This is a genomic window from Acinetobacter portensis (assembly GCF_023158935.1).
In the GTDB taxonomy this organism is placed as follows: domain Bacteria; phylum Pseudomonadota; class Gammaproteobacteria; order Pseudomonadales; family Moraxellaceae; genus Acinetobacter; species Acinetobacter faecalis.
Map to the genome: position 1 here is coordinate 882,809 of NZ_CP096120.1, position 24,982 is coordinate 907,790.

General features: G+C 36.7%; 28 protein-coding genes. 9 read left to right on the forward strand and 19 right to left on the reverse strand.

Annotated features, from left to right (window positions below; all coding sequences use genetic code 11):
• Positions 1–48: 48 nt before the first annotated feature.
• From MZO21_RS04465 to ahcY, 3 genes are all read right to left on the reverse strand, one after another.
• Positions 49–762 (reverse strand): 16S rRNA (uracil(1498)-N(3))-methyltransferase, encoded by a 714-nt coding sequence (locus tag MZO21_RS04465; protein WP_154773489.1) that lies wholly within the window; start codon positions 760–762, stop codon positions 49–51.
• A 27-nt stretch (positions 763–789) separates the two neighbouring features.
• The gene (gene metF, locus MZO21_RS04470) at positions 790–1,626 is read right to left on the reverse strand and encodes a methylenetetrahydrofolate reductase [NAD(P)H] (protein ID WP_154773488.1); all 837 of its coding nucleotides are present in this window, start codon (positions 1,624–1,626) and stop codon (positions 790–792) included.
• A gap of 143 nt (positions 1,627–1,769) precedes the next feature.
• Complete coding sequence (gene ahcY, locus MZO21_RS04475) at positions 1,770–3,152, reverse strand: adenosylhomocysteinase (protein WP_154773487.1); 1,383 nt, start codon at positions 3,150–3,152, stop codon at positions 1,770–1,772.
• A 397-nt stretch (positions 3,153–3,549) separates the two neighbouring features.
• On the opposite strand from ahcY, the gene MZO21_RS04480 reads away from it, so the two are divergent.
• Genes MZO21_RS04480 through MZO21_RS04490 form a run of 3 tightly spaced genes read left to right on the forward strand, consistent with a single transcriptional unit; the run spans position 3,550 to position 4,881 of the window.
• Positions 3,550–3,783, forward strand: coding sequence for a hypothetical protein (locus tag MZO21_RS04480; RefSeq protein WP_248103451.1), 234 nt, complete (start codon positions 3,550–3,552; stop codon positions 3,781–3,783).
• Between the two features lie 51 nt (positions 3,784–3,834).
• Entirely contained in the window at positions 3,835–4,314 is a 480-nt protein-coding gene (locus tag MZO21_RS04485; RefSeq protein WP_321100074.1) for a DUF481 domain-containing protein, read from the forward strand.
• 51 nt (positions 4,315–4,365) lie between these two features.
• The gene (locus tag MZO21_RS04490) at positions 4,366–4,881 is read left to right on the forward strand and encodes a cysteine peptidase family C39 domain-containing protein (RefSeq protein WP_154773484.1); all 516 of its coding nucleotides are present in this window, start codon (positions 4,366–4,368) and stop codon (positions 4,879–4,881) included.
• A 62-nt stretch (positions 4,882–4,943) separates the two neighbouring features.
• Here MZO21_RS04490 and MZO21_RS04495 read toward each other — a convergent pair whose 3' ends face one another.
• The 4 genes from MZO21_RS04495 to MZO21_RS04510 form a co-directional block, all read right to left on the reverse strand.
• Positions 4,944–5,459, reverse strand: coding sequence for a tetratricopeptide repeat protein (locus tag MZO21_RS04495; protein ID WP_154773483.1), 516 nt, complete (start codon positions 5,457–5,459; stop codon positions 4,944–4,946).
• A gap of 121 nt (positions 5,460–5,580) precedes the next feature.
• A complete protein-coding gene (locus MZO21_RS04500; RefSeq protein ID WP_248103448.1) occupies positions 5,581–5,919 on the reverse strand; it encodes a DUF3325 domain-containing protein in 339 nt (112 codons plus the stop codon).
• Complete coding sequence (locus tag MZO21_RS04505; protein WP_248103446.1) at positions 5,916–7,619, reverse strand: PepSY-associated TM helix domain-containing protein; 1,704 nt, start codon at positions 7,617–7,619, stop codon at positions 5,916–5,918. The genes MZO21_RS04500 and MZO21_RS04505 overlap by 4 nt, the downstream gene beginning before the upstream one ends.
• A gap of 1 nt (position 7,620) precedes the next feature.
• Positions 7,621–7,971 carry a hypothetical protein gene (locus tag MZO21_RS04510; protein ID WP_282441561.1) on the reverse strand — a complete coding sequence of 117 codons (351 nt, stop codon included), beginning with the start codon at positions 7,969–7,971 and terminating at the stop codon, positions 7,621–7,623.
• Between the two features lie 450 nt (positions 7,972–8,421).
• Between MZO21_RS04510 and MZO21_RS04515 the strand changes: the two genes are divergently transcribed.
• A complete protein-coding gene (locus MZO21_RS04515; protein ID WP_248103445.1) occupies positions 8,422–8,682 on the forward strand; it encodes a hypothetical protein in 261 nt (86 codons plus the stop codon).
• A gap of 210 nt (positions 8,683–8,892) precedes the next feature.
• Here the strand turns inward: MZO21_RS04515 and MZO21_RS04520 are convergent, their stop codons facing one another.
• Positions 8,893–10,197, reverse strand: coding sequence for an IS4 family transposase (locus tag MZO21_RS04520; RefSeq protein ID WP_248104251.1), 1,305 nt, complete (start codon positions 10,195–10,197; stop codon positions 8,893–8,895).
• A gap of 102 nt (positions 10,198–10,299) precedes the next feature.
• Positions 10,300–11,313, reverse strand: coding sequence for a lipoyl synthase (gene lipA / locus MZO21_RS04525; RefSeq protein WP_248103747.1), 1,014 nt, complete (start codon positions 11,311–11,313; stop codon positions 10,300–10,302).
• A 211-nt stretch (positions 11,314–11,524) separates the two neighbouring features.
• Between lipA and sthA the strand changes: the two genes are divergently transcribed.
• Positions 11,525–12,940: a Si-specific NAD(P)(+) transhydrogenase gene (gene sthA / locus MZO21_RS04530; RefSeq protein WP_154772472.1), complete on the forward strand. Its 1,416-nt coding sequence runs from the start codon at positions 11,525–11,527 to the stop codon at positions 12,938–12,940.
• Positions 12,941–12,998: 58 nt separating this feature from the next.
• Here sthA and MZO21_RS04535 read toward each other — a convergent pair whose 3' ends face one another.
• Together MZO21_RS04535 and MZO21_RS04540 are read right to left on the reverse strand one after the other, a co-directional pair.
• The gene (locus MZO21_RS04535; RefSeq protein WP_248103750.1) at positions 12,999–13,457 is read right to left on the reverse strand and encodes a pirin family protein; all 459 of its coding nucleotides are present in this window, start codon (positions 13,455–13,457) and stop codon (positions 12,999–13,001) included.
• On the reverse strand, positions 13,426–13,860 hold the full coding sequence (locus MZO21_RS04540; RefSeq protein ID WP_248103753.1) for a pirin family protein: 435 nt from the start codon (positions 13,858–13,860) through the stop codon (positions 13,426–13,428). The genes MZO21_RS04535 and MZO21_RS04540 overlap by 32 nt, the downstream gene beginning before the upstream one ends.
• A 103-nt stretch (positions 13,861–13,963) precedes the next feature.
• Between MZO21_RS04540 and MZO21_RS04545 the strand changes: the two genes are divergently transcribed.
• Positions 13,964–14,872 (forward strand): LysR substrate-binding domain-containing protein, encoded by a 909-nt coding sequence (locus tag MZO21_RS04545; protein ID WP_154772469.1) that lies wholly within the window; start codon positions 13,964–13,966, stop codon positions 14,870–14,872.
• Between the two features lie 55 nt (positions 14,873–14,927).
• Here MZO21_RS04545 and MZO21_RS04550 read toward each other — a convergent pair whose 3' ends face one another.
• The 4 genes from MZO21_RS04550 to map all read right to left on the reverse strand — a co-directional run bounded on the left by MZO21_RS04550 (position 14,928) and on the right by map (position 18,334).
• Positions 14,928–15,887: a TauD/TfdA dioxygenase family protein gene (locus MZO21_RS04550; protein ID WP_248103756.1), complete on the reverse strand. Its 960-nt coding sequence runs from the start codon at positions 15,885–15,887 to the stop codon at positions 14,928–14,930.
• Positions 15,888–16,019: 132 nt separating this feature from the next.
• The gene (locus MZO21_RS15085; RefSeq protein WP_282441569.1) at positions 16,020–16,154 is read right to left on the reverse strand and encodes a hypothetical protein; all 135 of its coding nucleotides are present in this window, start codon (positions 16,152–16,154) and stop codon (positions 16,020–16,022) included.
• Positions 16,147–17,358 (reverse strand): MFS transporter, encoded by a 1,212-nt coding sequence (locus tag MZO21_RS04555; RefSeq protein ID WP_248103759.1) that lies wholly within the window; start codon positions 17,356–17,358, stop codon positions 16,147–16,149. The genes MZO21_RS15085 and MZO21_RS04555 overlap by 8 nt, the downstream gene beginning before the upstream one ends.
• Before the next feature lie 148 nt (positions 17,359–17,506).
• Positions 17,507–18,334 (reverse strand): type I methionyl aminopeptidase, encoded by an 828-nt coding sequence (gene map, locus MZO21_RS04560; RefSeq protein WP_154772466.1) that lies wholly within the window; start codon positions 18,332–18,334, stop codon positions 17,507–17,509.
• A 211-nt stretch (positions 18,335–18,545) separates the two neighbouring features.
• On the opposite strand from map, the gene rpsB reads away from it, so the two are divergent.
• From rpsB to MZO21_RS04575, 3 genes are all read left to right on the forward strand, one after another.
• Entirely contained in the window at positions 18,546–19,292 is a 747-nt protein-coding gene (gene rpsB / locus MZO21_RS04565; RefSeq protein WP_154772465.1) for a 30S ribosomal protein S2, read from the forward strand.
• Positions 19,293–19,433: 141 nt separating this feature from the next.
• The gene (tsf, locus tag MZO21_RS04570) at positions 19,434–20,315 is read left to right on the forward strand and encodes a translation elongation factor Ts (RefSeq protein WP_154772464.1); all 882 of its coding nucleotides are present in this window, start codon (positions 19,434–19,436) and stop codon (positions 20,313–20,315) included.
• Between the two features lie 84 nt (positions 20,316–20,399).
• A complete protein-coding gene (locus MZO21_RS04575; protein ID WP_154772463.1) occupies positions 20,400–20,897 on the forward strand; it encodes a DUF3465 domain-containing protein in 498 nt (165 codons plus the stop codon).
• Between the two features lie 223 nt (positions 20,898–21,120).
• Here the strand turns inward: MZO21_RS04575 and MZO21_RS04580 are convergent, their stop codons facing one another.
• From MZO21_RS04580 to MZO21_RS04595, 4 genes are all read right to left on the reverse strand, one after another.
• Positions 21,121–21,735, reverse strand: a complete 615-nt coding sequence (locus MZO21_RS04580) for a septal ring lytic transglycosylase RlpA family protein (protein WP_154772462.1) — start codon at positions 21,733–21,735, stop codon at positions 21,121–21,123.
• A 294-nt stretch (positions 21,736–22,029) separates the two neighbouring features.
• Positions 22,030–23,031 carry a lytic murein transglycosylase B gene (gene mltB, locus MZO21_RS04585; protein ID WP_154772461.1) on the reverse strand — a complete coding sequence of 334 codons (1,002 nt, stop codon included), beginning with the start codon at positions 23,029–23,031 and terminating at the stop codon, positions 22,030–22,032.
• Between the two features lie 21 nt (positions 23,032–23,052).
• Positions 23,053–24,195 carry a rod shape-determining protein RodA gene (gene rodA, locus MZO21_RS04590; protein ID WP_248103761.1) on the reverse strand — a complete coding sequence of 381 codons (1,143 nt, stop codon included), beginning with the start codon at positions 24,193–24,195 and terminating at the stop codon, positions 23,053–23,055.
• A 136-nt stretch (positions 24,196–24,331) separates the two neighbouring features.
• Positions 24,332–24,982, reverse strand: a complete 651-nt coding sequence (locus MZO21_RS04595) for a hypothetical protein (protein WP_154772459.1) — start codon at positions 24,980–24,982, stop codon at positions 24,332–24,334.

Sequence of the window (24,982 nt, forward strand, 5' to 3'; positions counted from 1 at the left end):
TGAAAAACATGAAAAATCAATCATTAAGTAAAGTTTTTAGTCGGAATTCTAGATTAAATTAAAGTTTAAAATTGATAAAGCCACAATAGGTGCTGTCTCTGTACGTAAAACACGTTCACCAATACACCAATTAATAAAACCTTTATTATTACATAGTGAAATTTCAGCTTCACTTAAGCCCCCTTCAGGGCCAATAAGTAAAGCGATATCTCGAGTTGCATCTTTTAAGACATTCACTTCATCTTTGTTTGGTGCTAAAACAAGTTTAGTCGTAGGAAGATCCGAATCTAACCATTTTTCCAAACTTAAAGGGGCAAGAATTTTGGGCACAATATTTAAACCACATTGTTCACATGCCGCAATTGCAACACCTTGCCAATGATCCAATTTTTTCTGGTCACGATCGTACTTTAAACGCATTTCACAACGTTCAGATGTGAGTAATTGAATTTCTGATACCCCTAATTCAACCGCTTTTTGAATGGCATAATCCATGCGGTCACCTTTACTCATCACTTGACCAAGCAATGTTGTAAATTTGGGTGTTCTATTATCTGCATTAAAGCTTTTTATAAATACTGAAGCAGATTTTTTTGCAACTTCGGTAAGTTCGACTTCATATTCACCACCTTGCCCATTGAATAAAGTGGCGGTTTCACCCACTTGAGCACGTAAGACTTTTACCCAATGATGAAAAACTGTTTCAGTAAGTTCAACAGTTGTTTCTACATTTAGTTCTGCTTCAATAAAAAAACGAGGCATTTAATCTCTCTCAAATGGGTGATAGCTTTATGCTAAACCTAAGTCTAGAACAAGCTGACGGTTTGGTTCTGTTTGGTTCATTGTATAGAAGTGTAGGCTAGGTGCACCACCTTCAATCAGGCGTTCACAAAGCTTTAAGTTTACTTCGTGACCAAATGCTTTAATACTTTCTGCATCATCGCCATAAGCAGCGAGTTGCTTACGAATCCAACGTGGAATTTCTGCGCCTGTACCATCTGCAAAGCGAATTAAATTGCTTGCATTGGTAATTGGCATAATGCCAGGAGCAACAGGAATATTTACGCCTTCTTTTTGAATGCGTTCTACAAAGTAGAAATACGCATCTGGATTAAAGAAGAATTGTGTAATTGCTGCATTTGCGCCCGCATTTGCTTTTTCACAGAAACGTTTAATGTCTGCATCGAAGCTTTCTGCTTGAGGGTGCATTTCAGGATATGCTGCAACTTCAATGTTGAAGTAATCCCCAGAATGTTCACGAATAAAGCGAACAAGATCTTGTGCGTAAGGTAATTCACCTAAACCCACTTGACCAGATGGCAAATCCCCACGAAGTGCCACAATACGATCGATACCTTGTGATTTATAGATATCTAATAATTCTGTAATTCGAGCTTTGTCATCACCAATACAAGAAAGGTGAGGTGCAACAGGTGTACCTTTACCATTAAAATCATTCAATGTAGATAAAGTACGTTCGCGTGTAGAACCGCCTGCACCATATGTTACAGAGAAAAATTCAGGATTAAGTAACTGAAGCTCTTTATGAACTGTACGTAACTTTTCCGCACCTGCATCTGTTTTAGATGGGAAAAATTCAAATGAAATAGGAACGCGCTTAGTCATTTTTCAAATCCTTTTATAAATACTTGTATTAATTTTAGCCCTCTCCTTAACCCTCTCCTAAGAGGAGAGGAAACTTCATTTTTAATTAAAACTTAGTCCCTTCTCCCTATGGGAGAAGGTTAGGATGAGGGTAAAACAAAAAATTAGTATTTATAAGCTTCAGCTTTGAATGGACCTTCAACAGCTACACCTAAGTAGTCTGCTTGTTCTTGAGTCAATTGAGTCAGAACACCACCAAAACCAACAACCATTGCAGCAGCAACTTCTTCGTCTAATTTCTTAGGAATAAGTTCTACACGAATTTTTGCAGCTTTTTCAGATTCAGGAAGATCAGCAAATTTCTCAGCGAATAAATGCATTTGACCCAATACTTGGTTAGCAAAAGAACCATCCATAATACGTGATGGGTGACCAGTTGCATTACCAAGGTTAACTAAACGACCTTCAGAAAGAAGGATTAGGTAGTTGTTTTCATCTTCTGAACGGTAAACTTGGTGAACTTGTGGCTTAACTTCAACCCACTTGTAACCACGTAAGTAATTTGTGTCGATTTCAGTGTCGAAGTGACCGATGTTACAAACAACAGCGCCCGCTTTTAATGAATCAAGCATTGCTGAATCGCAAACGTGGTAGTTACCCGTAGTTGTTACGATTAGGTCAGTATTTTGAAGAAGATCAAGATTTACATCTTCTTTCTTACCAGTTTGAACGCCATTTTTGTATGGAGAAACAACTTCGTAACCATCCATGCATGCTTGCATAGCACAGATTGGGTCAACTTCAGTTACACGTACAATCATGCCTTCTTGACGAAGAGATTGTGCAGAACCTTTACCAACGTCACCGTAACCAATTACAAGCGCACGACGACCAGATAACAACATATCTGTACCACGTTTGATTGCATCGTTTAGAGAGTGACGGCAACCATATTTGTTGTCGTTTTTAGATTTAGTCACAGAATCGTTTACGTTGATTGCAGGAACTTTTAAAGTGCCATCACGTAACATTTCATACAGACGTTGAACACCTGTAGTTGTTTCTTCAGTTACACCGTGAATTTTTGCAATCACTTCTGGGTATTTTTCATGAACAAGCAGTGTTAAATCACCACCGTCATCAAGAATCATGTTGGCATCCCAAGGCGTGCCATTTACATTAATTTGTTGTTCTAAACACCACATGTATTCTTCTTCAGTTTCGCCTTTCCAAGCAAAAACTGGAATACCCGCAGCAGCAATAGCAGCAGCAGCGTGGTCTTGAGTAGAGAAGATGTTACAAGATGTCCAACGAACTTCTGCGCCTAATTCAACTAATGTTTCAATTAAAACAGCAGTTTGAATAGTCATGTGGATACAGCCGAGAATTTTCGCGCCTGCAAGTGGTTTAGCCGCAGCATAACGCTTACGTAAACCCATTAACGCTGGCATTTCTGCTTCAGCAAGTTTGATTTCTTTACGACCGTAGTCAGCTAAAGTAATGTCGGCAACTTTGTAATCCGTAAATGATGCATTAACCGCGCTCATTACGATCTCCTTATAGAAAAAAATAAATGATCATTATGTTCGCGGATGCCGTTGTTGATGAGTCAGAAAGAGTCACCGAATCGTCGAGCCTAGCGATTTTACAGGACTATTTAAAAAAACAGCTTGTAAAAAAGTCGCAGCACCCCTCGACTAGGGCACTATTGTACTTGGAAAGTGATCGAGTTCCAATCTTAGATTCACAAATAGCAGATCAAAAAGTAACAATAAAGTCTGCTTTTTAGTGGAACAGTGAATAAATGTGGCTAAAAATTTAGTGAAGGTTTGTAAGGCTACATTGTGATTGATTACACATTTGTAGATTTAAGTGAGTTTATTCAAATCTTGCTATGAAGCTGTGATATTTTTGCGCGTTTTTATTAAATGCAGGCATGATCACATGCAAAAAATATTGATTTTAGTTGGAAGTATTTTTGTTATGCATAGTGCTTATGCAGGCGTTTTAGAACCCAAAAGAACAGATCCTGGTGCAATTAAAGTAGACAAAAATTTTCGATTGGAAACAGATTTAGGCTACTTAGTAAATAATAGTAGCTCTAAAAATGGCAGTTCAAAGCAAGACAATTTAACCGCTCATATCTTATTTCAAAAAAAATCAGGAGATTGGGGGTAAGAGTTTATTGCAGATGTTGTAAGTACACCTGGAAATAGTTCTGATCAAAATATAGAACGTTATTATGTTTCAGGGAAAATTTTGCATAGAGGGGAAAATATTGTTTATCGTTTTGGAAAGATTACGGCAGAAAAAGATTTAACCAGTATTTTTGATCATCAAATTACAACATCAATGGGATGGGGAATTGATGTTTTAAAAAGTGATGATGTGAGTTTGTCTTTAGAAATGGGTGGTGGCTACAGATATAGCCGTATGAAAGATTCAGAAGATGAAAAAGCAACGCATGAGGGAACAGGAATGTTGGCAGGATTTTATACCTATAAAATTTCTCCAGATATAAAATTTAATCAGGACATTTCATTTGAATTAGGGAAAGATTCACAAATACTACGTTCACGTAGTGCATTAAGTGCAGATTTAACAAAAAAAATTTCTGCTGTGGCAAGTTACAGTCTTAAAAATGTTCAAGCAGATAAAGGCGACAATAGAGATTCATTGCTTTCATTGGGTTTGCGTTATAGATATTAAGTGCGGTACATCGAACTTAGCTGTATGATTTCTGGTTTTTGAGGGGAAGATATGTCATTAGAAATACCTGAAGATTTGGCAAATCTTGAAGCGAATGGCGGAATTTACGCAGTCTGGATGTTACTACAACATTTAGGTATAGATGCTGAAATTCAACAACTTATAGGTGTTTGTGGGCATGATGCTGAATATGGATCTACAACAATAGGTTTAGCTGTTGGCTTAAAGAAATTTGGCTTTAATGTTCAGTTTTATACTGAAGAAGATCCTGACATGCAGGAACAAGAAAAATTGAGTTATGTTCAAGCAAAAGAACTTAATTTACCTGTTTTAGCTGCAATTGAATATTCGGACATTCAAAAAGCATTTGAACAAAATAAATTTGTCATTGTGTATTACGACACTTTGGAAGGTTTGGGAAATCATTCACTTGTGTACGATATCAATGAATCTGAAATATGTTTCTTTGATAGTTTTGATGTAATGTCTAAAGAAGTATTTGAAGAGCAACGTAAAGTAGATGGCATTTGTAGACAAGTTATTATTGTGGATGCAAATCATATTTAAAGTAAATTACTAAAATAAGATAGTAAAAAGCCCAAGATTAATTGGGCTTTTTTAATCGAAAATTATTCTTCGGCTGCTTGTGCTTTTTCGTGCCAATATTCTGCTTTTTCTTCATCTGCATCTACACCTAGAGCATTTTCATAAATAAATGCTAAATCTCGCATAGCTTGAACTTCACCAAGTTCAGCCGCTTGTGTAACAAGTTTTACAGATTTTTCGACATCTTTTTCAATAACATCGCCACGACGGAAATATCCTGCTAATTCTAATGTTGCAGCAGGGTGTTTTTGCATATTCGCTTTGCTTAACCAATAGTAGCCAAGTTCAAAATGTGCTTTTGATTCTTCGGCATCTTCTTCTGCCATATCTTTAGCATAAACAGTATAGCCTTCACCAAGCCAATACATTGCTTCTACATGACCATTTTCTGCAGCTTTAAGCGCCCATTCTTCTGCAAGAATGATGTCATCTTCATGCTCGCTTTGCATATACAATTCGGCAAGTTCAAATTGTGCTTTTGCATTATTTGCCAAAGCGAGATTTGTAAGAGCAGCAGGGACAACAATACGTTTAGGCATAAAAATTCCACAACAAAACTAAAATATACAAAGTAAGACATCTAAAATATCAATAAAAAAGCCAATCCGAAGATTAGCTTAAATAGTATAGCTGAAATTTTAAAAAAGCTTTAACCGATGTTTAAAACACAATAAGCAAAGCTGTAATAATAAAGATTGAAGTCAAAGCTAAAACAATTTTCTTAAAATATTGTGCGTAATAGCTTGTACATAAACCCACAAATAAAGCTGATAGTGTTATAGCACCAAACCAATAACTCACATTGTTACTTGGTTTGCCTAAAGATAAACAAATACCAAGGCTGATGATTAATCCACACCAACCTAAAAGAGTTGCTAATCGGCTTTGATTAACGTTGAGTTCTTTATTGAAATATTGCTTTTGATGTTTTGCTATTGAGCTTGCTAAACCAAAAAATCCAAGTGCAGATATTGCCCAAACACAGAAGAAAAAGGTCATGCTGAAATCTCCTGTTTCTTCGCTTTTTTAGCAGGAAGAGTTGGATGTTTTTTCACTTTGTAATATGAAAATGCAAAAACAATCGTAAGTACCCACATGGCTAAGTCAAAGCTTGCAATAACCCATTGTCCATAAGCAATGCTATTCCAAAGTGCTTGTCCGCCTGTCATGAAGTTTAGAATAGGAAGTAAAGCGAAAAGTACAGTTGCTAACGCTAAAAGTTCTAACCATGCTTGACGTGAACTACGGAAAATTGGATAAATTAAAGTGAGTAACCAAACCACAAAAAATGTACGGATTTCCCAGTTTAAACGCATGTCCATATCTGCAGGAATAAAGCGATTAGCATAGAAATAAGCAGCACATGCAATAGGTAAACCAATAATGGCTGCAATATTTGTCACTTCAACTAAGCGATAACCAAAAGATTTATAACCTTGTTTTTGCTGTTGAGGCGCACGTTTAACACACCACAGAATTAAACCTGTAGCGACCATAACTGTGCCTACAATGCCAGATAAAAACAGCAACCAACGAAGCGCAATATCTACACCACGAGCTTCATGTAAAGTTGTGAAAACATTGTAAATACCCATTGGGATATTAGGATTTTTTAAGCTACTAGAATCATCGGTTATATTTTTACCTGTAACACCATCAAACTGTAAGCTTGCATAAACATTACGGTATGTAACGCTTTCTCCATGTAAGGTACGCAGTTCAATTTTTGCTTGATTAGTATTTGGCGCAATAATGCTGAGTGTTCCGATAGGATTGACTTTCCACTCTTGTTGAGCATAAGCTAAAATTGGGGCAACATTTGTTAGCTCTGCAGGTTGAGCTTCTTTTTTCTCTCGTCCACGACGTTTTTCGCCACGCTCAGTATCTTGAGTCCGTTCTGCATTTACTTGTTTGTTTCTGTTTGACGCAGCATCAGAAGGCTTAGACTCTTTATTTTCTTGAACTAAAGCTCTGTTTTGATCTTGTAGAAACTCTCCCCGACCTTCATAAACGCGCTCTACACCCCAAGGCATAATGGTAAAAAGTAGCAATAACAATCCACTAAAAGTAATCATAATGTGGAAGGGAAGTGCGAGTACAGCAGTTGCGTTATGTGCATCTAGCCAAGAACGTTGACCTTTGCCTGAACGAAAAGTGAAGAAATCTTTAAAGATTTTTTTATGTGTAATCACACCGCTAATAATGGCAACAAACATTAGTAACGTTGCAATGCCAACAATCCAACGTGACCACGTACGTGGCATACCGTAAAGTTCAAAGTGAAAACGATATAAGAAATTACCGCCACGTGTTTCACGCGCTTCTAAAATTTGTCCCGTTGCACTATCAATGGTAATGCGTGTACCGCCACGTCTTGCGCGTGGATCTTCACCTTGTTTTCGAACAGTTATAAGTGTTGTATTTTGACGTGAATTTGGAAGCTGAATATTCCAAGCTGCAGCATCAGGGTGGTTCTTTTGTAAATAGTTTAACGCAACTTGGGTTTGTTGTACTTGTGTCGCTTGAGGCACAGATTGATGAAGTTCAGGTTTCATCCATACTGTAATTTCATTTTGGAAAAAACTAAGCGTGCCTGTCACAAATATTGCGTAAAGTAACCAACCTAAAATAAGACTTGCCCACGTGTGGAGCCAAGACATCGATTGGCGAGGTCCTTCTTGTTTGCCATCTACACGCATTTTAATTCCCTAATAATTTGTAAATAACAAACAAAATAAGACTGGGTAAAATAATCCCTAAACTAGCCTTTAATGTTTTATTGACCATGAATACCCAAATAAATGCAGCAGTCCAAATAAGAAAAGCAACAATAGTTGCACTCATAGCAGCACTACCACGGTCTTCAGAAAAAGCTTCTGCAATTAGTATTGCAGAGAGGGAAGAGAGAACGTAACCCCCTAATAATGCGACAATAAAACGATATAAAATCATTAAGCGATATAAAAGAGTAGATTGATTTTCTTTAGTTTTGACTAACGATTTCCTTGCAACAGGTGTTGCAGATATGGCATCTATTTGAGAGCTGGTCATAATTTAAATGTCAGATAGTGAATGTTATGGTTTGTAATGCTAATGATAACAATTATTATTTAAACTTGGAATCGGGTTGATCATTTTTTTAATTAAAAGAATGAATTAGTTGGTAAATAGCTGAAGTTCTTATTTTATTTTGTACAAAATATGAGGGGATGTAAGTGTTAGGCATATCTGTATAAGAGTTATGTATATTAGTGTTTCTGGTGATTGGTGAAAAATATTTTTAATTTAAATTGTTTTTTAATAAGTAATATTTAAAATATTTTCTGTATTTCAATCTTTTAAAGTACTTGTATCTAATGTTTTAAGTGAATGTTCTAACAAGCTATAAATTTTAAAATTACATTATTAAAAAAAGCATAACACCGTATTACAGAGTTAAACTTGTTTGAAATATATACAAAAAATAAAATTCAAAGTATAAATTTAAGATGATGAAAACAGATGATAAGTTTTATAAATGCTGAAAAAGCGAAATTATTTGCACAAAGTGTTAGCTATGATATGTCTATTTATAAAAAACGCTTAGCACAGTTAATTGAAGAAAATGCAAAGCAAGGTAATACAGCAGTTTTCACGGTGCTACCTAAGCACTTGGCGTTGAGTGAAATTCATCGCTTATCTTCAGATTTGAATCAGTTAGGCTATTCAATTCGATTTGAAGTTAAAGAGTTTTATTATAGTTTTAACATACATTGGAATTAATTTTTTTTAATGTATATGCCTATATTCTGACAATTCAAAAGACATAAATCTGTAAGAAATATTCATTATTTTATAGGAATATTAGATACAGATTTAACTTTAGATTTTTGTATCCATATTACTCTTCAATACCTCGTGAATATCTCCCTTTAGTTCAGTGAGGTTTTTTTTATTCAAAAAAAAGCCCTCAAGGTGAGTAATGCCAGTCAGTTAAGAAATTGACTGGCATTTTCTTGGATATTTTTGTGCTTTAATTTTCACTACTCGCGGACATTGCCTTTGCCTTTTTTCAGGTAATACAAATATTTTAGATTGTTCAAATAATTGCGCTAAATGTTTGGGTAGGTTTCCTGCTGATTCTAAAGGTGTGTGCCTTAAGATATTGATAATACTCATGGATGCAATATGGAAACTGATCCTTAAAGGACTCACCTTTGCATGTTCAGCGATAAACCTCATCTGTCTTCTTAAGATATTATATGCAATAAATACCCCCCACAATTCTTGATAGACCAAATCAGGTTGTTTGCTTCTTAAAATCCTTGCATCCTGTAAATCACTTTTAATTTCCCGATAACACATTTCTATTTCCCAACGCTGGATATAAAGCATTGCAAGGTCTTTGAATGGATAAACTTTAGAATCTGTTAATGATGTAATGTAACATCTTATTTTCCCTGCATATTCAACTTCAATTAAACGTGCTTCCCAATAGTCACCCAATGACGGATTTATCTTTTTTGCTCTTGCTGAAACAGGCATTTTGATCTGAAAGTCATGGGCCGCATTATGATGAATCACTTCATAACGCAGGTTGTCCTTTGCTCGCATCAACCAATGACTCTCTTCTGCCTGAGATTGCCAACTCACTAAAAAATCAGCAGAGAAGTAAGCACGATCAAATAGGGTAATACTGCGAACTGGTGCTTTTAATTGACTGGCTAAGGTTAATTCACCTTGATCCATACTGCCAATTTGGGCATCAATCATTTCATGTGTATTGGTATTCACTAGGCAAGTCGCTCTGACTTGTGGGTAAGGGGCAGCTGCTGTTTTGCCTTTGGATGAACCAAAGTGCTTAAAGTTTTCTTCTGTATGAGGCATAGACCAAACCACACCATCTACAGCACAAACGCATAGACCGTGAAAGTTGCTATATTGTTGTTGTGAGTCTTTAAACCATGCCTGACTTAATGTCGAAAATAAAGCACTCATGGGTTCTAATCCTAAGCGCTGTCTTGCTTGTACGGATGCACTCGGTACACAGTATTCTGCCGTACCGAAAACAAGTTGCAATTGTTGAACCACATACCAAATCGGCTGATTTCGAAATAGAGCAAGTCCGATCACCAGCCAAACAACATGTTCAGCAGGCAGTTTTCTTTTTCGAATTGATGCTTTACCTGTTTGGTTTAAGCAATCTTCAATCCAGTTTAAATCAATCAATTCACTGAATTGTGAAAGTGAAGGTAGGGTTTGTTTTAATGTTAAATCTAGATTCTGAGATAAATTCATAAAAAAAGAGCGTATTTACATACGCTCTTTTTACAGCATTTTAACTTTTTTTGCTTAACTGACTGGCATTACTCAAGGTGAGGGCTTTTTAGTTATGATTTTTTAAGCTTCAATAGTTTGAATTGCAATTTTTTTAGCAGGATCTGCTTTACGACGTACATTTGGTACAGGTTCGCCATAATATTGACGGTCTGCAAAGTAACTAGAGCGAACCATTGGTGCTGCCCAAATGTTACGGAAACCAAGTTTTTGCCCGTGTGCTGTATAACGCTCAAATTCCTCTGGTGTTACAAAGCGATCAATTGGTGCATGTTCTTTAGATGGTTGTAAGTATTGACCAATTGTTACGTAGTCAACGCCGTGTGCATGTAAATCATCTAAAAGAGAAAGTACTTCTTCTTCAGTTTCACCAATACCCACCATTAAGCCGCATTTTGTTGGAACATCTGGGCAATATTCTTTAAACATTTTTAATAAATTTAAAGAGTGTTGGTAGTCTGAACCTGGACGCATTGCTTTATAAAGGCGAGGCACAGTTTCGATATTATGGTTGAAAACATCAGGTGGGCATTCCGTCATAATGCGTAGAGCAATATCCATACGACCACGGAAGTCAGGTACTAAAATTTCTAATAATGTTTTAGGGCTTAATGCACGCGCTTCTTTAATACAATCTACAAAGTGCTGAGCACCGCCATCGAGTAAATCGTCACGGTCTACAGATGTAATTACAGCGTATTTTAAACCAAGGTTTGCAATTGTTTCTGCCATATGACGTGGTTCATCTGCATCTAATGCATTTGGACGACCATGTGCAACATCACAGAATGGGCAACGACGGGTACAGATGTCACCCATAATCATAAAGGTTGCAGTACCGCCACCAAAACATTCTGGTAAGTTTGGACAAGCAGCTTCTTCACAAACGGTATGAAGTTTTTGTGCGCGTAAAGTTGTTTTAATACGTTGGACTTCTTCAGGCGCAGCCATTTTTACACGAATCCAATCTGGCTTTCGTGGTGTTTCAACCGTAGGAATAACTTTTACAGGTATACGAGCGACTTTTTCTGCGCCACGAAGTTTTACGCCCTGTTCTGGTTTACGGTTTTCAGACATATGCAACTTTTCCACTGTTTTAATAGGGGGGAAATATTCAAAAATTTATCTTTCCCATTATAGCGAAGTTGATCTTAAATAGGGGGAAAACAATATTCATTTAATAAATGTTGTTATCACATAATATATGCGTGCTAAATACACCAAATTGAAATAATATCAGTCATAATATAGATATGATTTAAAGATAAATTTGATTAAGGAGCGTTGAATGCCACGTAAGAAAGAGGTCGTTAGTGGGAATTTCGTTAAATACGATGCAGTAGTTCTCGGTTCGGGCCCTGCGGGTGAAGGCGCTGCAATGAAGCTTGCTAAATCTGGCAAGCGTGTTGCAATTATTGATATGCGCGAGCAACTTGGCGGTAACTGTACTCACGTAGGTACAATTCCAAGTAAAGCTTTACGTCAGACGGTTTCTAGTGTCATTCGTTATCAACGTGATCCAATGTTTCAAAAAGTAGGTGATTGGAAACAATTCACCATGAAACAAGTTTTACGTAATGCACATAAAGTGATTCAACAACAAGTTGATACGCACTCACGTTTTTATGATCGTAATAAAATTGATATTTATCATGGTCGTGCGTATGTGCAAGATAAAAATACAGTGCTCGTATTTAGCCCAGAAGGCATTACAGAAACAATCGTTTTCCAACAGCTTGTGATTGCAACAGGTTCGCGTCCATATCGTCCTGCAGTTTTAGATTTTAACCATCCTCGTGTTTTTGATTCGGACAAGATTCTTGATCTTGATTTCTCAATTCAAAAAATCATTATTTATGGCGCAGGTGTAATTGGTTGTGAATATGCATCTATTTTCATTGGTTTAGATCATAAAGTAGATTTGATTAATACTCAGCCTAAACTTCTTAGCTATTTAGATGATGAAATTTCTGATGCGTTGTCTTATCACTTACGTGAACAAGGCGTGTTGATTCGTCATAACGAACAAATTGATCATTTAGAAACACATGATGATCATGTTGTGATGTATTTACAAAGTGGTAAGAAAATTAAAGCGGATGCTATTTTATGGTGTAACGGTCGTTCTGGTAATACAGATGGCTTAGGTTTAGAAAATGTAGGCTTAACACCAAATAGCCGTGGTCAACTTGCTGTTAATGATAAATATCAAACAGAAGTTGAAAACATTTATGCTGCGGGTGACGTGATTGGTTGGCCATCTCTTGCTTCTGCTGCGTATGACCAAGGTCGTAACGCGGGCGGTAACATGAGCGGTGAAGAAGGTCTTAAACCTGTAACTTCAATTCCTACAGGTATTTATACTATTCCTGAAATTTCTTCTATTGGTAAAACTGAACAACAGCTTACCGAAGAAAAAATTCCGTATGAAGTGGGTCAAGCATCTTTCCGTTATTTAGCGCGTGCGCAAATTACGGGTGATACAGTGGGTGAGTTGAAAATCTTATTCCATCGCGACACTTTAGAAATTTTAGGTGTTCACTGCTTTGGTAATAATGCTGCGGAAATTATTCACATTGGTCAGGCTGTGATGAATAGCCCAAACAATACGATTAAATATTTCGTGGAAACAACATTTAACTATCCAACGATGGCGGAAGCATATCGTGTAGCAACATTAAATGGTATGAATCGTTTATTCTAAAATAAATAAGTGATGAATAAAAAAAACCGCATATTATATGCGGTTTTTTTTATTTCGTTTAAAAATCACCATTTCGAAAATCAGCAAAGGCTTGACGAATTTCTTCCTCGGTATTCATCACAAATGGTCCATGTGCAAATACAGGTTCATTCAATAGCTCGCCGCTTAAAATTAGTAATTTAGCATTGGATAAAGTGTTAATTTTTACAGATGATACATCTGTACTTACATATAGCGTTTGCATGGCACCGTAAGTTTTTTCATCTATAGAAATATCACCACTTAATACAAAAAATTTAGTGCTCCAATTAGGATTTAAATTAAAGCTTTGTTCTCTATTTGCATTCAAGCGAACATCCCAAACATTCATTGGACTGAATGTTAATGCAGGGCCTGCATGACTTTGGTCGTCTTGAATATATTCACCTGCAATAACACGCACCACGCCACTATTATTTGCAAGTTGTACTTCAGAAATATTTCCTTCAGTTAACTCTTGATAACGTGGCTCGGTCATTTTTTGCGGAACTTGGTAGGTTTACCCAAAGTTGAACCATGTCGAGTGTGCCACCAGTTTTAGCAAATGCTTTTGAATGATGTTCTGCATGTAAAATACCTTTACCCGCAGTCATCCATTGCACTTCATTTTTACCAATTTGACCTTTATTTCCTTTGGAGTCGAAATGTTCGACTTCACCGTCATACACAATAGTTACGGTTTCAAAACCGCGGTGAGGGTGCATACCAATACCACGTTGATGATTTGTAGGTGAAAACTCATAGGCGCCTGTGTATCCCATAACTAAAAATGGGCTTTTTTCATTGTCTATTTCATGCATAGGGAGCATAGAGTTTGTAGGGAAGCCATCGCCAACCCATGTACTTCTGTTACTGCTATATACGCGTTCAATTGTATTCATGTTAATACCTCAATTTTTATATCGTTATGCTTCTATTATTGCGGTATAGTTCAAGAATGACAGAGCGATTAACTCAACAGATAATTCTAAATATGCAACAATTATGCAAAATCTAAACGACTATTATTATTTTGTTCAGGTAGTGAAATACCAAGGCTTTAGTAAAGCAAGTGAAGCTTTATCTATTACAAAATCAAAGCTTTCTAGGCACATAAGTGGGTTAGAGGAGCGTTTGTCTGTACGTTTAATTCAGCGTAATACACGTAAGTTTGCTGTAACTGAAATAGGACAGCAGTTTTATGAACATTGCTTGAAAATTCTAGAAAATGTAAATGATGCTGAAAATTTTATTCATAGCACTTTGCAAGATGAACTTTGTGGAACAGTAAATATTTCATGTCCTGTTGCATTGGTGGAATTTCCAATTGGCAAGTTAGTTGTGGAGTTTATGCAACAACACTTAGATGTTCATGTGAAATTGATAGCGACTAATGAGCGAATTGATATTATTGAACAAGGAATTGATTTGGCGATTCGTGTTCGCCATTTACCTTTAGAAGATAGTGATTTAGTGGTTCGTGGTTTAGATGCATGGGAGCATGTGCTTGTCGCATCTGCTGAACTATTCAAACAAAATGATATTCCACAAAATTTAGAAGACTTAGCTAAACTTCCAAGTATTGGTTTTAACAGACCAAAACATTATTGGGATTTTAGGCATGTCTCAGAAGATAAAATAGAGCAAATTGCATTTCAACCGCGTTTAAAAACCGATAGTTTTTCTGCAATGAAAACTGCTGTTTTGGCAAGTATGGGTGTCGCCTCTTTACCTAAAATATTTGTAAAAGAAGAGCTTAAATCGGGTCAGTTAATTGAGTTGTGCTCTGAATGGAAACTTCCTGAAGGTGTAATTCATGTAGCATATGCATCTCGGCAAGGTATGTTGCCAGCGGTTCGAGAATTGCTGAACTTCTTAATTGAAAGGTTTAAAAATTTAGATAATATTAAATAAAAATAGAAACTAAAAAGGGAGTCGAAAACTCCCTTTTCTTATGCTAAATATTTGTTTAATAAGGACGCCCACCCGCTAAGCTAATACGTTTAAGTAAGCGTTTTTGCTCAGATGGAAATGCTTTTCTAGAATGTAAAGTGACTTGGTTGTCCCAAAACACAATATCTCCAACTTGCCAATTATGTTCATATTGAAACTCTGGTTTCAAAATATGTTCACGTAATTGAGCAATGAACTGACTTCCATTTTGGTCATCATAATTGACCAGTTCAACCTCTGTACGTGTATTTAACCATAGAGCTTTAAGACCAGTTTCAGGATGGGTGCGTACAAGTGGATGTGCGTAAGCATGACCAATAATAGGCTGATCTTTAAAACGGTATAACGGCATTTCTGTTTTATTGCTATTCCAACCCTTGTTAGTTTGCGCTCGAACAAAAGGATTATAGGTAATGAGCTGTAGTTTATCGATCTGCCGTTTGGTTTCATCATCTAAAGCATCATAAGCTTTAATGGTGTTGTACCACGTAGTTTGACCACCATCGTGTGGAAGTTGAATGGCATATAGTAATGAACTAAAAGAAGGCTGTGGCGTCCATTGGTGGTCTGCATGTGGTGAAAGTTCAGAATGACCTGTGTAATCACCTTGATCGACGCCATTTGAAACTAGAACAACATCAGGCGGTGTACCTGTTTCTGCTTGATAACCTAGTACAGGGTTATCTGCGGTGGGGCGGAAAATAGGACCAAAATAACTAGCAAATGCTAAGTATTGAGCATCATCTAAAATTTGGTTCTTAAAAATTAAAATCAAGTTTTCTGCCAAAGCTTGTTTTAATTTATAAATGGTTTCACCAGATTGAGCTTTACGTGCATCTAAGCCCCAAACTTCAGCTCCAAGTGCTTCATTTTTAAGGGGGATAATTTTAATTTCGCTTGGATTTTGAAATTGATCTTCTTGATGCCAACGAGGCGCATCTTTAATTGCTTGAGATAATTGTGTTAGTGCTGTCATTTTATTTTTCACAAGATTAAGTCTTGCTTAAAATGTATGAAAATTCATTAAAGATATGAAATTAAAAGAAATGCTAAGTTATTAAATTATCAAGATATAGTAAAAAAGTATTAGATTTTCACAAGATAAGAATTAATGCGGGCAAAAGGCTTGGTTAAAGTATTCGAATAATTGAGGTGTTTTAAGCCACAATAAAATAGCAATGGCAAAGAGAAAAATAATGCCACAGCAAATAAATGATTTAATCCAAAATAGTGAGTCAGTCATGAACCACATTCTCCTCATTCACCCAAAAATGTACAAGTACGCCTAATAAGCTTAAAGCGATACAGAACATCCAAATAATATTGTAATTACCAGTCATATCATGGTTTACGCCACCTAGCCACCCACCAAAGAATGAACCAATTTGATGGGTGAAGAATACAATCCCGCTGAGCATGGATAGGTATTTTACGCCAAACATATTTGCCACAATACCATTGGTTAGCGGTACGGTAGATAGCCACAATAAGCCCATAATGATACCAAATGCGTAAACTGTCCATACGCTTAGAGGGAGTAATAAGAAGGCGATAATTGCGACACCACGTAGCCCGTAAAGCCACATTAAAAGCATAGGTTTTGAGTATTTACCACCAAGCCAGCCTGCGCTAAATGTTCCAACCACATTAAATAGCCCAACCAGTGCTAAAAAGACAGTACCTGTGGTTGCACTAAAACCGTGATCAATTAAATATCCCGGTAAGTGAATACCAATAAATACCACTTGGAAACCACAGACTAAAAAGCCCAAAGCTAAGAACCCAAAGGGTTTATGATTTTTAGCAATCACTAGAATTTGTTTAAAACTTAGAGATGGTTTTGTAGATGCTTGAGCATTAGGATTTTGATATGTAGGCGCTTTAAGCATAAATGCCAAAGGAACAATAAATGCAATTAAAATTGCACTTACAACCAATGCAGCAGACCACCCGACACTTTGTAAAAGTAATAGGGTCGATGGCAACATAATAAACTGCCCAAATGAGCCTGCGGCACTTGCAATTCCCATGGCTAAGCTACGTTTTTCGGGTGGTGCAGCACGACCTACAGCAGAAAGTAAAACAGAAAATGATGTTGCAGAAAGCGCTAAACCTAAAATTAAACCTGCGCTTAAATTCAGTAATAAGCCTGTTGAACTTACAGCCATAAGCAATAAGCCTACAGCATAAAGAAAACCACCTATAGCTACGACAATTTTACTGCCGTATTTATCTGCTAAGGCGCCAGTAAAGGGTTGAGCCGCACCCCAAATTAGATTTTGCATAGCAATTGCTAGGCTAAAAACATTATGTCCCCAACTAAATTCTTGACTCATAGGAACTAAATACAAACCAAAAGCATGCCTTACACCCAACGACAACGCTAGAATAATCGCGCTACCAATAAGCATGTAAATAAGCGGTTTAGAAAATTGAGTACCTGACATGAGTCATCCGAAAATTTTTATACGTTGTTATAGTATTCGATTAAAGCATAACTAACGATCAAATATATTTTAATAATCAATAAAATTTAGTTATAAAAAATGGCTGCCGAAGCAACCACTTAATTATTTATAAAGATTTAAAATAAAATTAAACATTAAAACGAGATAAATCTTCTTCAGGACGAGCTGTTAAAACTTCAACGCCTGTTTTTGTTACAAGTAGAGTATGTTCATATTGAGCAGAAAGTTTATGGTCTTTCGTTACAACTGTCCATTTATCACCAAGAAGTTTAGTTTGCCAAACGCCTGCATTTACCATAGGTTCAATGGTAAAAGTCATGCCTTCTTCTAAGATCATTCCTGTGTTTGGTTGACCGTAGTGAAGCACTTGAGGTTCATCATGGAAGGTTGTGCCAATACCATGACCACAGTATTCACGAACAACGCTAAAACGTTCAGATTCAACATATTTTTGAATAGCATGACCAATATCGCCCATTGTAGCGCCAGGTTTTACCACAGCCATACCGCGGTACATTGCTTCTTGTGCAACATTACATAAACGATTTGCCAAAATTGAAGTTTCACCACCAACCAAATACATCATATTGGTATCGCCGTGGAAACCATCTTTAATTACGGTTACATCAATATTTAATATGTCGCCTTTTTTCAAAACTTTATTTTCCGACGGAACGCCATGACAAACAACATGGTTTACAGAAGTACAAATAACGTGTTGAAAAGCAGGGCGACCAGGTGCTGCGCCATAGCCTAAACATGCAGGAATGGCATCTTGTTTATTGACAATGTAGTCATGACAAATCGTATCAAGTTCAAGTGTAGTAACACCTGGAACAATATGCGGTTTGATCATATCCAAGACTTCTGCAGCAAGTCGACCTGCAACACGCATCTTTTCGATATCTTCCGCAGACTTAATTAAACGACGTGGTGCTTCGTAAGTATTGCTCATGATCTTTAAAAACTTTTGGAAATTTATATGTGACTATGGTATAAATAGCCGCCCATTTTATCAAATGCTTTTTCGTGAATTAATTTCACGGGCTTTGTGCGATGGGGCAATAAAATCCGCACATATATCGACACATATCTCTGGGTGCCTTTTATAAAGGTGGAGAATGCGGGTATATGGAGGCCTAACCCAAACATTTAAGGTAAAGAAAATGGCAGATTACAACGTAGGAATGCGCGACCTTCTTCAAGCTGGTGCGCACTTTGGTCACCAAACTCGTTTTTGGAATCCAAAAATGAGCCAATATATCTTTGGTGCACGTAACAAAATTCACATCATCAACCTTGAGCACACTGTTCCTGCGTTAAACGATGCTTTGAACTTTGTTAACAACTTAGCTAGCAAAAAGAACAAAGTATTGTTCGTTGGTACTAAGCGTGCAGCTTCTGCGATCATTCGTGAACAAGCTCAACGCGCTGGTCAACCATATGTAGATCACCGTTGGTTAGGTGGTATGTTGACTAACTGGAAAACTCTTCGTCAGTCAATCAACCGTCTAAAAGACCTTCAAGCTCAATCTGAAGATGGTACTTTCCTTAAGCTTACTAAACGTGAAGCTTTAGAACGTACTCGTGAAATGGAAAAACTTGAACGTGGTCTTGGCGGTGTTAAGAACATGGGTGGTTTACCTGATGCATTATTCGTAATCGACGTTGATCACGAAGCAATTGCAATCAAAGAAGCTAAAAACCTTGGTATTCCTGTAATCGGTATCGTTGATACAAACTCTAACCCAGACAACGTAGACTACGTTATTCCTGGTAACGATGATGCGATCCGTGCAGTAACACTTTATGCTTCTGCTATGGCTGATGCTATTCTTGCTGGTAAAGAATATGCTCAATCACAAGCAAATGCACAAGCTAAAACTCAAGAAGCTCCTGCTTCTGAGGCTTAATGCGTTTGACGCAGGCTTGTCATTTTTGCGACATGTGATCGTGGCAAACTAAGCGTTATGTATGCAGACGGCCCATTGGATACCTTTGGGCCGTTTCTGTTCTAAAAAGAATTCATTTTCTACCGAATTTAGGAGATTCTCATGACTGCTATTACTGCAAGCATGGTTAAAGAATTGCGTGATCGTACTGGTCTTGCAATGATGGAATGTAAAAAAGCTTTGACAGAAGCTGGTGGTGACATCGAATTAGCGATTGACAACCTACGTAAATCTGGTCAAGCAAAAGCAGCTAAAAAAGCTGGTAACATTGCTGCTGACGGTGCAATCACAATTGCTCAAGAAGGTAACAAAGCACTTCTTTTAGAAGTTAACTGTCAAACTGACTTCGTTGCTAAAGACGAAAACTTTGCAGGTTTCTCTGCTAAAGTTGCTGCTGCTGCTCTTGCTGCAAACACAACTGATGCTGCTCAAATTGCAGAATTGAAACTTGAAGATGGTTCAACTGTTGAAGAAGCGCGTATTGCTCTTGTTCAAAAAATCGGTGAAAACATCCAAGTTCGTCGTGCAACTATCGTTGAAGGCGACAACCTTGCAGTTTACAAACACGGTTTAAAAATCGGTGTTGTTGTATCATTTGCTGGCGATGCTGCTACAGGTAAAGGTTTGGCTATGCATATTGCTGCATTCAACCCTGTTGCTGTTAATGCTGAAGGTGTTTCTGCTGAGCTTATTGCGAAAGAGAAAGAAATTGCTGAAGCTAAAGCGATTGAATCAGGCAAGCCTGCTAACATCGTAGAAAAAATGGTAACTGGTTCAGTTGAGAAATACTTGAACGAAGTTGTTCTTGAGCGTCAACAGTACGTAATCGACAACGATAAGAAAGTTGCTGATGTTCTTAAAGCAACTGGTACTACAGTTGCTCAATTCGTTCGCTTCGAAGTAGGTGAAGGTATTGAGAAGAAAGCAGAAATGAGCTTCGCTGACGAAGTTGCTGCTGCTCAAGCTGCGGCTGCTGCACAATAATTTTGACCGTTTAGGTGAAAATTAAAAAAAGTCCCTTTAGGGGCTTTTTTTATGCGTAAAATAAAGAAAATTAAAGGAATGAATATGAAAAATAAGACGAATTTAACGATAGGTGGTGTCATTGCTCTTCTAGTAGCTGCATATTTTGGTCTAGATACTCAGCAAGAAAATGCAGCTGTTCAACCATCTACCACGCAGAGCAAATTCAATTCTAAAACATCGCAAGAGATTTCTTCTGCACAGCAGAACGGAACGCGTGTTATAGAACACGCCTTTAAAAACAAGTTAAGTGATATACAGGTTGAAGGTGCGGGGAAGGTTGTTGCAATACTACCTGATGATAATGAAGGCTCGAGACATCAAAAGTTTATTTTAGAATTAGAAAATGGTCAGACAATTTTAGTTGCGCATAATATTGATTTGGCTTCTCGCTTACACAATTTAAATAAAGGTGATCGAGTTGAGTTTTTTGGCGAATATGAATATTCAGCGAAGGGTGGAGTTATCCATTGGACGCATCATGATCCTCGTAAAAAGCATCCTGATGGTTGGCTAAAACATAATGGAAAAACTGTAAAATAAGTTTGAATATGTATTTAAAGTAAAAAAGCGCTCATTTGCTAAATTTTAGCTATATTTTTAATTTAAGCTAGTTAGGTAGCAAAAATAAAAAAATATTCGAATTTCGAGCATCTATGATTATTTTTGAGGGGGAAATGGTGCAAGGGAAATACTTAAATATTGTATGAATAAAAAAAGCCACGTTTTTCGTGGCTTTTTAATCAAATGTAGTAAGAGGTAAAAATTAAGAGTTAGGACCTGCAACACGCTCAATGCTTACTTTAGTTTGACCAGCATTTGTAAAGCCAAGTTGCTTCGCAGCACCGTAAGATAAATCTAGAACACGGTTACCATGGAAAGGACCACGATCATTTACTTTTACAACAACACTTTTACCTGTTGCGTTATTTGTTACACGAATGTAGCAGTTTAACGGCAGTGTACGATGAGCCGCTGTCATAGCATTCATGTCAAAAGTTTCGCCACTTGCTGTTTTACGACCGTGGAATTGACGACCATACCAAGAAGCAACACCAGTTTGACTGAATTTACGAACTGTATTTGATGCTACAGTGTTTAACTTTTCAATCACAGAAGGCTCTTCTGCTGGAATTTCAATTTTCGCAGCAATTGTTTGACGACGAATTTTGTCGGCAGAACGCTCAGTGATTGAAAGGCTATTAAGATTTGAAAGGTGAGTATTAAAGTTTTGAGCGTCTTTATTTAGAACGCGCGCAGCTAAACCCGAATTTTCAGAATCATTGATAAATGATGATGACTGCACCATTTCTGCTTGAGACTGACTTAATGTAAATAAGACTGTCGTGGCAGTAAGTATATATTTCAGCGAAGAATGCATTATTGATTAAACTCCTAGGCATTTTCTAAGTTATTTCAACAATTTAATTCGCTGAAAATGCAGAAATGATGCCAATTTTTTCACTTTTGCAACTACATTTGATGAGTAGGATAATATTCATCCATGTACAAATGTGTCTAGTCTGAATACATAAAAATTGTAAAAAGTCTCAAAAAGTGTGTTTGTTTGATTAAAAAACATACAAATATGTAACATAGTATATAATATGGTTAAAAATTAATCAATGAGTATAATAAATTACTAGACATTCTAAATATGTTGGAAATTTTTAGTTTAACGACTAGCTACTTCTGTCCCTAATAACCACAGTGCAGTCGCATACATACGGCTTCTATTATATGTAGTGATGACTTGGAAATTTGGATATGTAATGTAATAAATTGGTCCATAACTTTCTTGAAGTTGAATGACATTTACCAAATCTAGATCATCAATTTTAACTAAAGGGTTTAGTGGTGTAATACCTTGAGTTTTTAATACACCATAAGGAATGGGTTGTGTTAAGTCTTTAGTAATAATGGAATCTGGCTTATTACCTGTATAACGAGCTTGAAATGCAATAGGCTGATCACGTTGCCATCCATTTTGTGCAAGATAATTTGCAATTGAACCAATTGCATCTACAGCAGAATTTCTTAGGTCGACATGACCGTTATTGTCATAATCTACGCCAAATCTTGGAATGTTACTTGGCATAAATTGAGGATAGCCAACAGCTCCGGCATAAGATCCAACAATTGAATTTGCTGCCACACCATCTTTATATGACCATGCAATAAGTGCTGCTAATTCATCTTTGAAATATTGCGCACGACGCTCATACCCAAAACCTAAAGTGGCTAAAGCATCACGGGTAACAAAAGAACCTTTGTTAGAGCCGTAACCTGTTTCAACACCTAAAATACCTAAAATGACAGATTGAGGTACACCAAATTGTTGTTCAGCTCTATTTAAGGTATCTGCATATTGGTTTTTAAATGTTACACCACGTTTAATAGTGCCTTCAGACAAAAAGTTAGTTTTGTATGCATACCAAGGTTTGCTTTCACCTGGGCGGTTCATAATATTAATAATATTAGGTAGGTTTTTTGCACCATCCATTGCCCAATCTACTTGAACTTCAGTTAGCCCATAAGTCTGCATGGTCTTTTGTTTGAAGTTTTGGTAGTCGATAGAAGATTTAAAGTCATTGGCATGGCTAAAACTGGCTGAAGAAAGTACGCCAAGTATTAATGGTAAATGTTTTATTTTTTTATAGAATTTTAAAGTAAACATAAATACTAAGTTCCAAACGTATTATCTGTGTGTATAAATTGACATGACGATGCCAAAAGATGCCATTAGCGTAATAATTGCCGTACCACCGTAACTCATAAATGGTAAGGGAATACCTGTAACAGGTAATATACCGCTAACCATGCCTGCATTGACAAAAACATAGACAAAAAAGGCGAGTCCTAAGCCACCTGAGAGCAGTTTTCCGTAATTATCTAAAGAATACATACTAATTTGCATGGTTCTAATGATAATTGCAAAATAAAGTAGCATTAAAATAATTATACCAATAAAACCAAACTCTTCTGAGAATGCAGCAATAATAAAGTCGGTATGTCCTTCGGGTAAGTAATGTAGATGAGATTGTGTGCCCGATAAAAACCCTTTACCTGAAAATCCACCAGAACCAATTGCAATTTTTGATTGAATAATATTCCAACCAGAACCTAATGCATCCGCTTCAGGGTTAAATAAAGTCATGACACGTTTTTTTTGATAATCGTGTAATAAGAATTCCCACAAAAAAGGCACAACCACAGCAACAGCCGTTCCTGCAAATACAATTAAGCGCCAAGATAACCCACTGAGAAACAATACAAACATACCGCTTGCTAAAACTAAGGCTGATGTACCTAAGTCAGGTTGTTTGGCAATCATGAGAAAAGGTAAAACAATAAGTATTAATGTAAAAATAATACGTAAAAAAGAAGGAGGTAATCCTCGTCTTGAAATGAACCATGCAGCCATCATAGGCATTGCAATTTTCATAAATTCGCTAGGTTGAACACTTCCAAAGCCTGGAATGTCTATCCAGCGCTGTGCGCCCATGCGAACCTCACCAATAACAAAAACTAAAGATAAGGCAACTAAGCCTAATACATAAAAGAAAGGGGTGAATGTTTCATAAACTTTAGGTTGAATTTGAGCAAGGGAAAACATGACGATGCAGCCTATTCCAAAGCTCATCATTTGCTTATACAGCATTAAGATATTTTGACCAGAGGCGCTGTATAAAGTAATAAATCCTAATAATGCGGTCAGCAAAATATACAAGCATAACCATGGATCTAAATGGAAACGCTGAAAAGTAGATATCTTATTTGACTTGCCTAATCCATTACGTGGCGAATAGCGCAAAAATTTATATTGAATGTCTGAAGACATAAACTAAATATAGGATTAATTATAATTCTTTGGATGCTATCACATGAAAAGTCTGATTAATAATGAATCTACAGATATTGATACAAAAAAAGCCTAAGTGATATTAGGCTTTTTAAATATTTTGAAAAAATTTAGATTAAGGATGAAATAAAGTGTCGTGATATTCGGCAAGAATACGCAATTCGTCTTTATTTAAGTTTAAGAAGATTTTATCCGTTGCAATATGCACAGCTTTGGTTACGGCAGAAGCCCCAATATCAGCAGCTTTACGTTTAATCATGCCCAAATCTAAGGTCTTATTAAAATCAGTCATAAAATGGCGAACAGTCGCTTCAGTAAATTGCTTGTACAATTCTGCTAAAGCGGCTTTGTTCACATCATTTCCTGCTTTAATTTCAGCAAATGTAGTTTTTAAGTTTGTAATTAAACTTGCATCTAAGTGTTCACCAACACGTAAATTTCCATCGGCATCTTTAAATAAGCTACTGTTTGAAAATTCAATAGATTGCTTAACCACGTCATTAGAAGCTTTGCTCATGAGCTGTTTCAATAAAACTGCAACTGTAGATTTTACATAACCAGCCAATTTTTCAGCAGTATCACGTTTATCGCTTTGTGGAAAACGACGAACAAGCTCAGTCAAAATCGCATCAATAATTTCATCATTAATGAGTAAAGCCGTTTTATCACGCAGTGGATAAAGTGGCTCACTTGAGTTTTTCTTTTGCTGAGCGGTTTGAATGCTGTCTAAAAGTTCCTTAGATGGAATAAATCCAAAAAATGGCAT

Bases quoted from the DNA above. Each gene is read 5' to 3' on its own strand.
- MZO21_RS04465 (WP_154773489.1), bottom strand. From the start codon at position 762: ATGCCTCGTTTTTTTATTGAAGCAGAACTAAATGTAGAAACAACTGTT.
- metF (WP_154773488.1), bottom strand. From the start codon at position 1,626: ATGACTAAGCGCGTTCCTATTTCATTTGAATTTTTCCCATCTAAAACA.
- ahcY (WP_154773487.1), bottom strand. From the start codon at position 3,152: ATGAGCGCGGTTAATGCATCATTTACGGATTACAAAGTTGCCGACATT.
- MZO21_RS04480 (WP_248103451.1), top strand. From the start codon at position 3,550: ATGCAAAAAATATTGATTTTAGTTGGAAGTATTTTTGTTATGCATAGT.
- MZO21_RS04490 (WP_154773484.1), top strand. From the start codon at position 4,366: ATGTCATTAGAAATACCTGAAGATTTGGCAAATCTTGAAGCGAATGGC.
- MZO21_RS04495 (WP_154773483.1), bottom strand. From the start codon at position 5,459: ATGCCTAAACGTATTGTTGTCCCTGCTGCTCTTACAAATCTCGCTTTG.
- MZO21_RS04500 (WP_248103448.1), bottom strand. From the start codon at position 5,919: ATGACCTTTTTCTTCTGTGTTTGGGCAATATCTGCACTTGGATTTTTT.
- MZO21_RS04505 (WP_248103446.1), bottom strand. From the start codon at position 7,619: ATGCGTGTAGATGGCAAACAAGAAGGACCTCGCCAATCGATGTCTTGG.
- MZO21_RS04510 (WP_282441561.1), bottom strand. From the start codon at position 7,971: ATGACCAGCTCTCAAATAGATGCCATATCTGCAACACCTGTTGCAAGG.
- MZO21_RS04515 (WP_248103445.1), top strand. From the start codon at position 8,422: ATGATAAGTTTTATAAATGCTGAAAAAGCGAAATTATTTGCACAAAGT.
- MZO21_RS04520 (WP_248104251.1), bottom strand. From the start codon at position 10,197: ATGAATTTATCTCAGAATCTAGATTTAACATTAAAACAAACCCTACCT.
- lipA (WP_248103747.1), bottom strand. From the start codon at position 11,313: ATGTCTGAAAACCGTAAACCAGAACAGGGCGTAAAACTTCGTGGCGCA.
- sthA (WP_154772472.1), top strand. From the start codon at position 11,525: ATGCCACGTAAGAAAGAGGTCGTTAGTGGGAATTTCGTTAAATACGAT.
- MZO21_RS04535 (WP_248103750.1), bottom strand. From the start codon at position 13,457: ATGACCGAGCCACGTTATCAAGAGTTAACTGAAGGAAATATTTCTGAA.
- MZO21_RS04540 (WP_248103753.1), bottom strand. From the start codon at position 13,860: ATGAATACAATTGAACGCGTATATAGCAGTAACAGAAGTACATGGGTT.
- MZO21_RS04545 (WP_154772469.1), top strand. From the start codon at position 13,964: ATGCAAAATCTAAACGACTATTATTATTTTGTTCAGGTAGTGAAATAC.
- MZO21_RS04550 (WP_248103756.1), bottom strand. From the start codon at position 15,887: ATGACAGCACTAACACAATTATCTCAAGCAATTAAAGATGCGCCTCGT.
- MZO21_RS15085 (WP_282441569.1), bottom strand. From the start codon at position 16,154: ATGACTGACTCACTATTTTGGATTAAATCATTTATTTGCTGTGGCATT.
- MZO21_RS04555 (WP_248103759.1), bottom strand. From the start codon at position 17,358: ATGTCAGGTACTCAATTTTCTAAACCGCTTATTTACATGCTTATTGGT.
- map (WP_154772466.1), bottom strand. From the start codon at position 18,334: ATGAGCAATACTTACGAAGCACCACGTCGTTTAATTAAGTCTGCGGAA.
- rpsB (WP_154772465.1), top strand. From the start codon at position 18,546: ATGGCAGATTACAACGTAGGAATGCGCGACCTTCTTCAAGCTGGTGCG.
- tsf (WP_154772464.1), top strand. From the start codon at position 19,434: ATGACTGCTATTACTGCAAGCATGGTTAAAGAATTGCGTGATCGTACT.
- MZO21_RS04575 (WP_154772463.1), top strand. From the start codon at position 20,400: ATGAAAAATAAGACGAATTTAACGATAGGTGGTGTCATTGCTCTTCTA.
- MZO21_RS04580 (WP_154772462.1), bottom strand. From the start codon at position 21,735: ATGCATTCTTCGCTGAAATATATACTTACTGCCACGACAGTCTTATTT.
- mltB (WP_154772461.1), bottom strand. From the start codon at position 23,031: ATGTTTACTTTAAAATTCTATAAAAAAATAAAACATTTACCATTAATA.
- rodA (WP_248103761.1), bottom strand. From the start codon at position 24,195: ATGTCTTCAGACATTCAATATAAATTTTTGCGCTATTCGCCACGTAAT.
- MZO21_RS04595 (WP_154772459.1), bottom strand. From the start codon at position 24,982: ATGCCATTTTTTGGATTTATTCCATCTAAGGAACTTTTAGACAGCATT.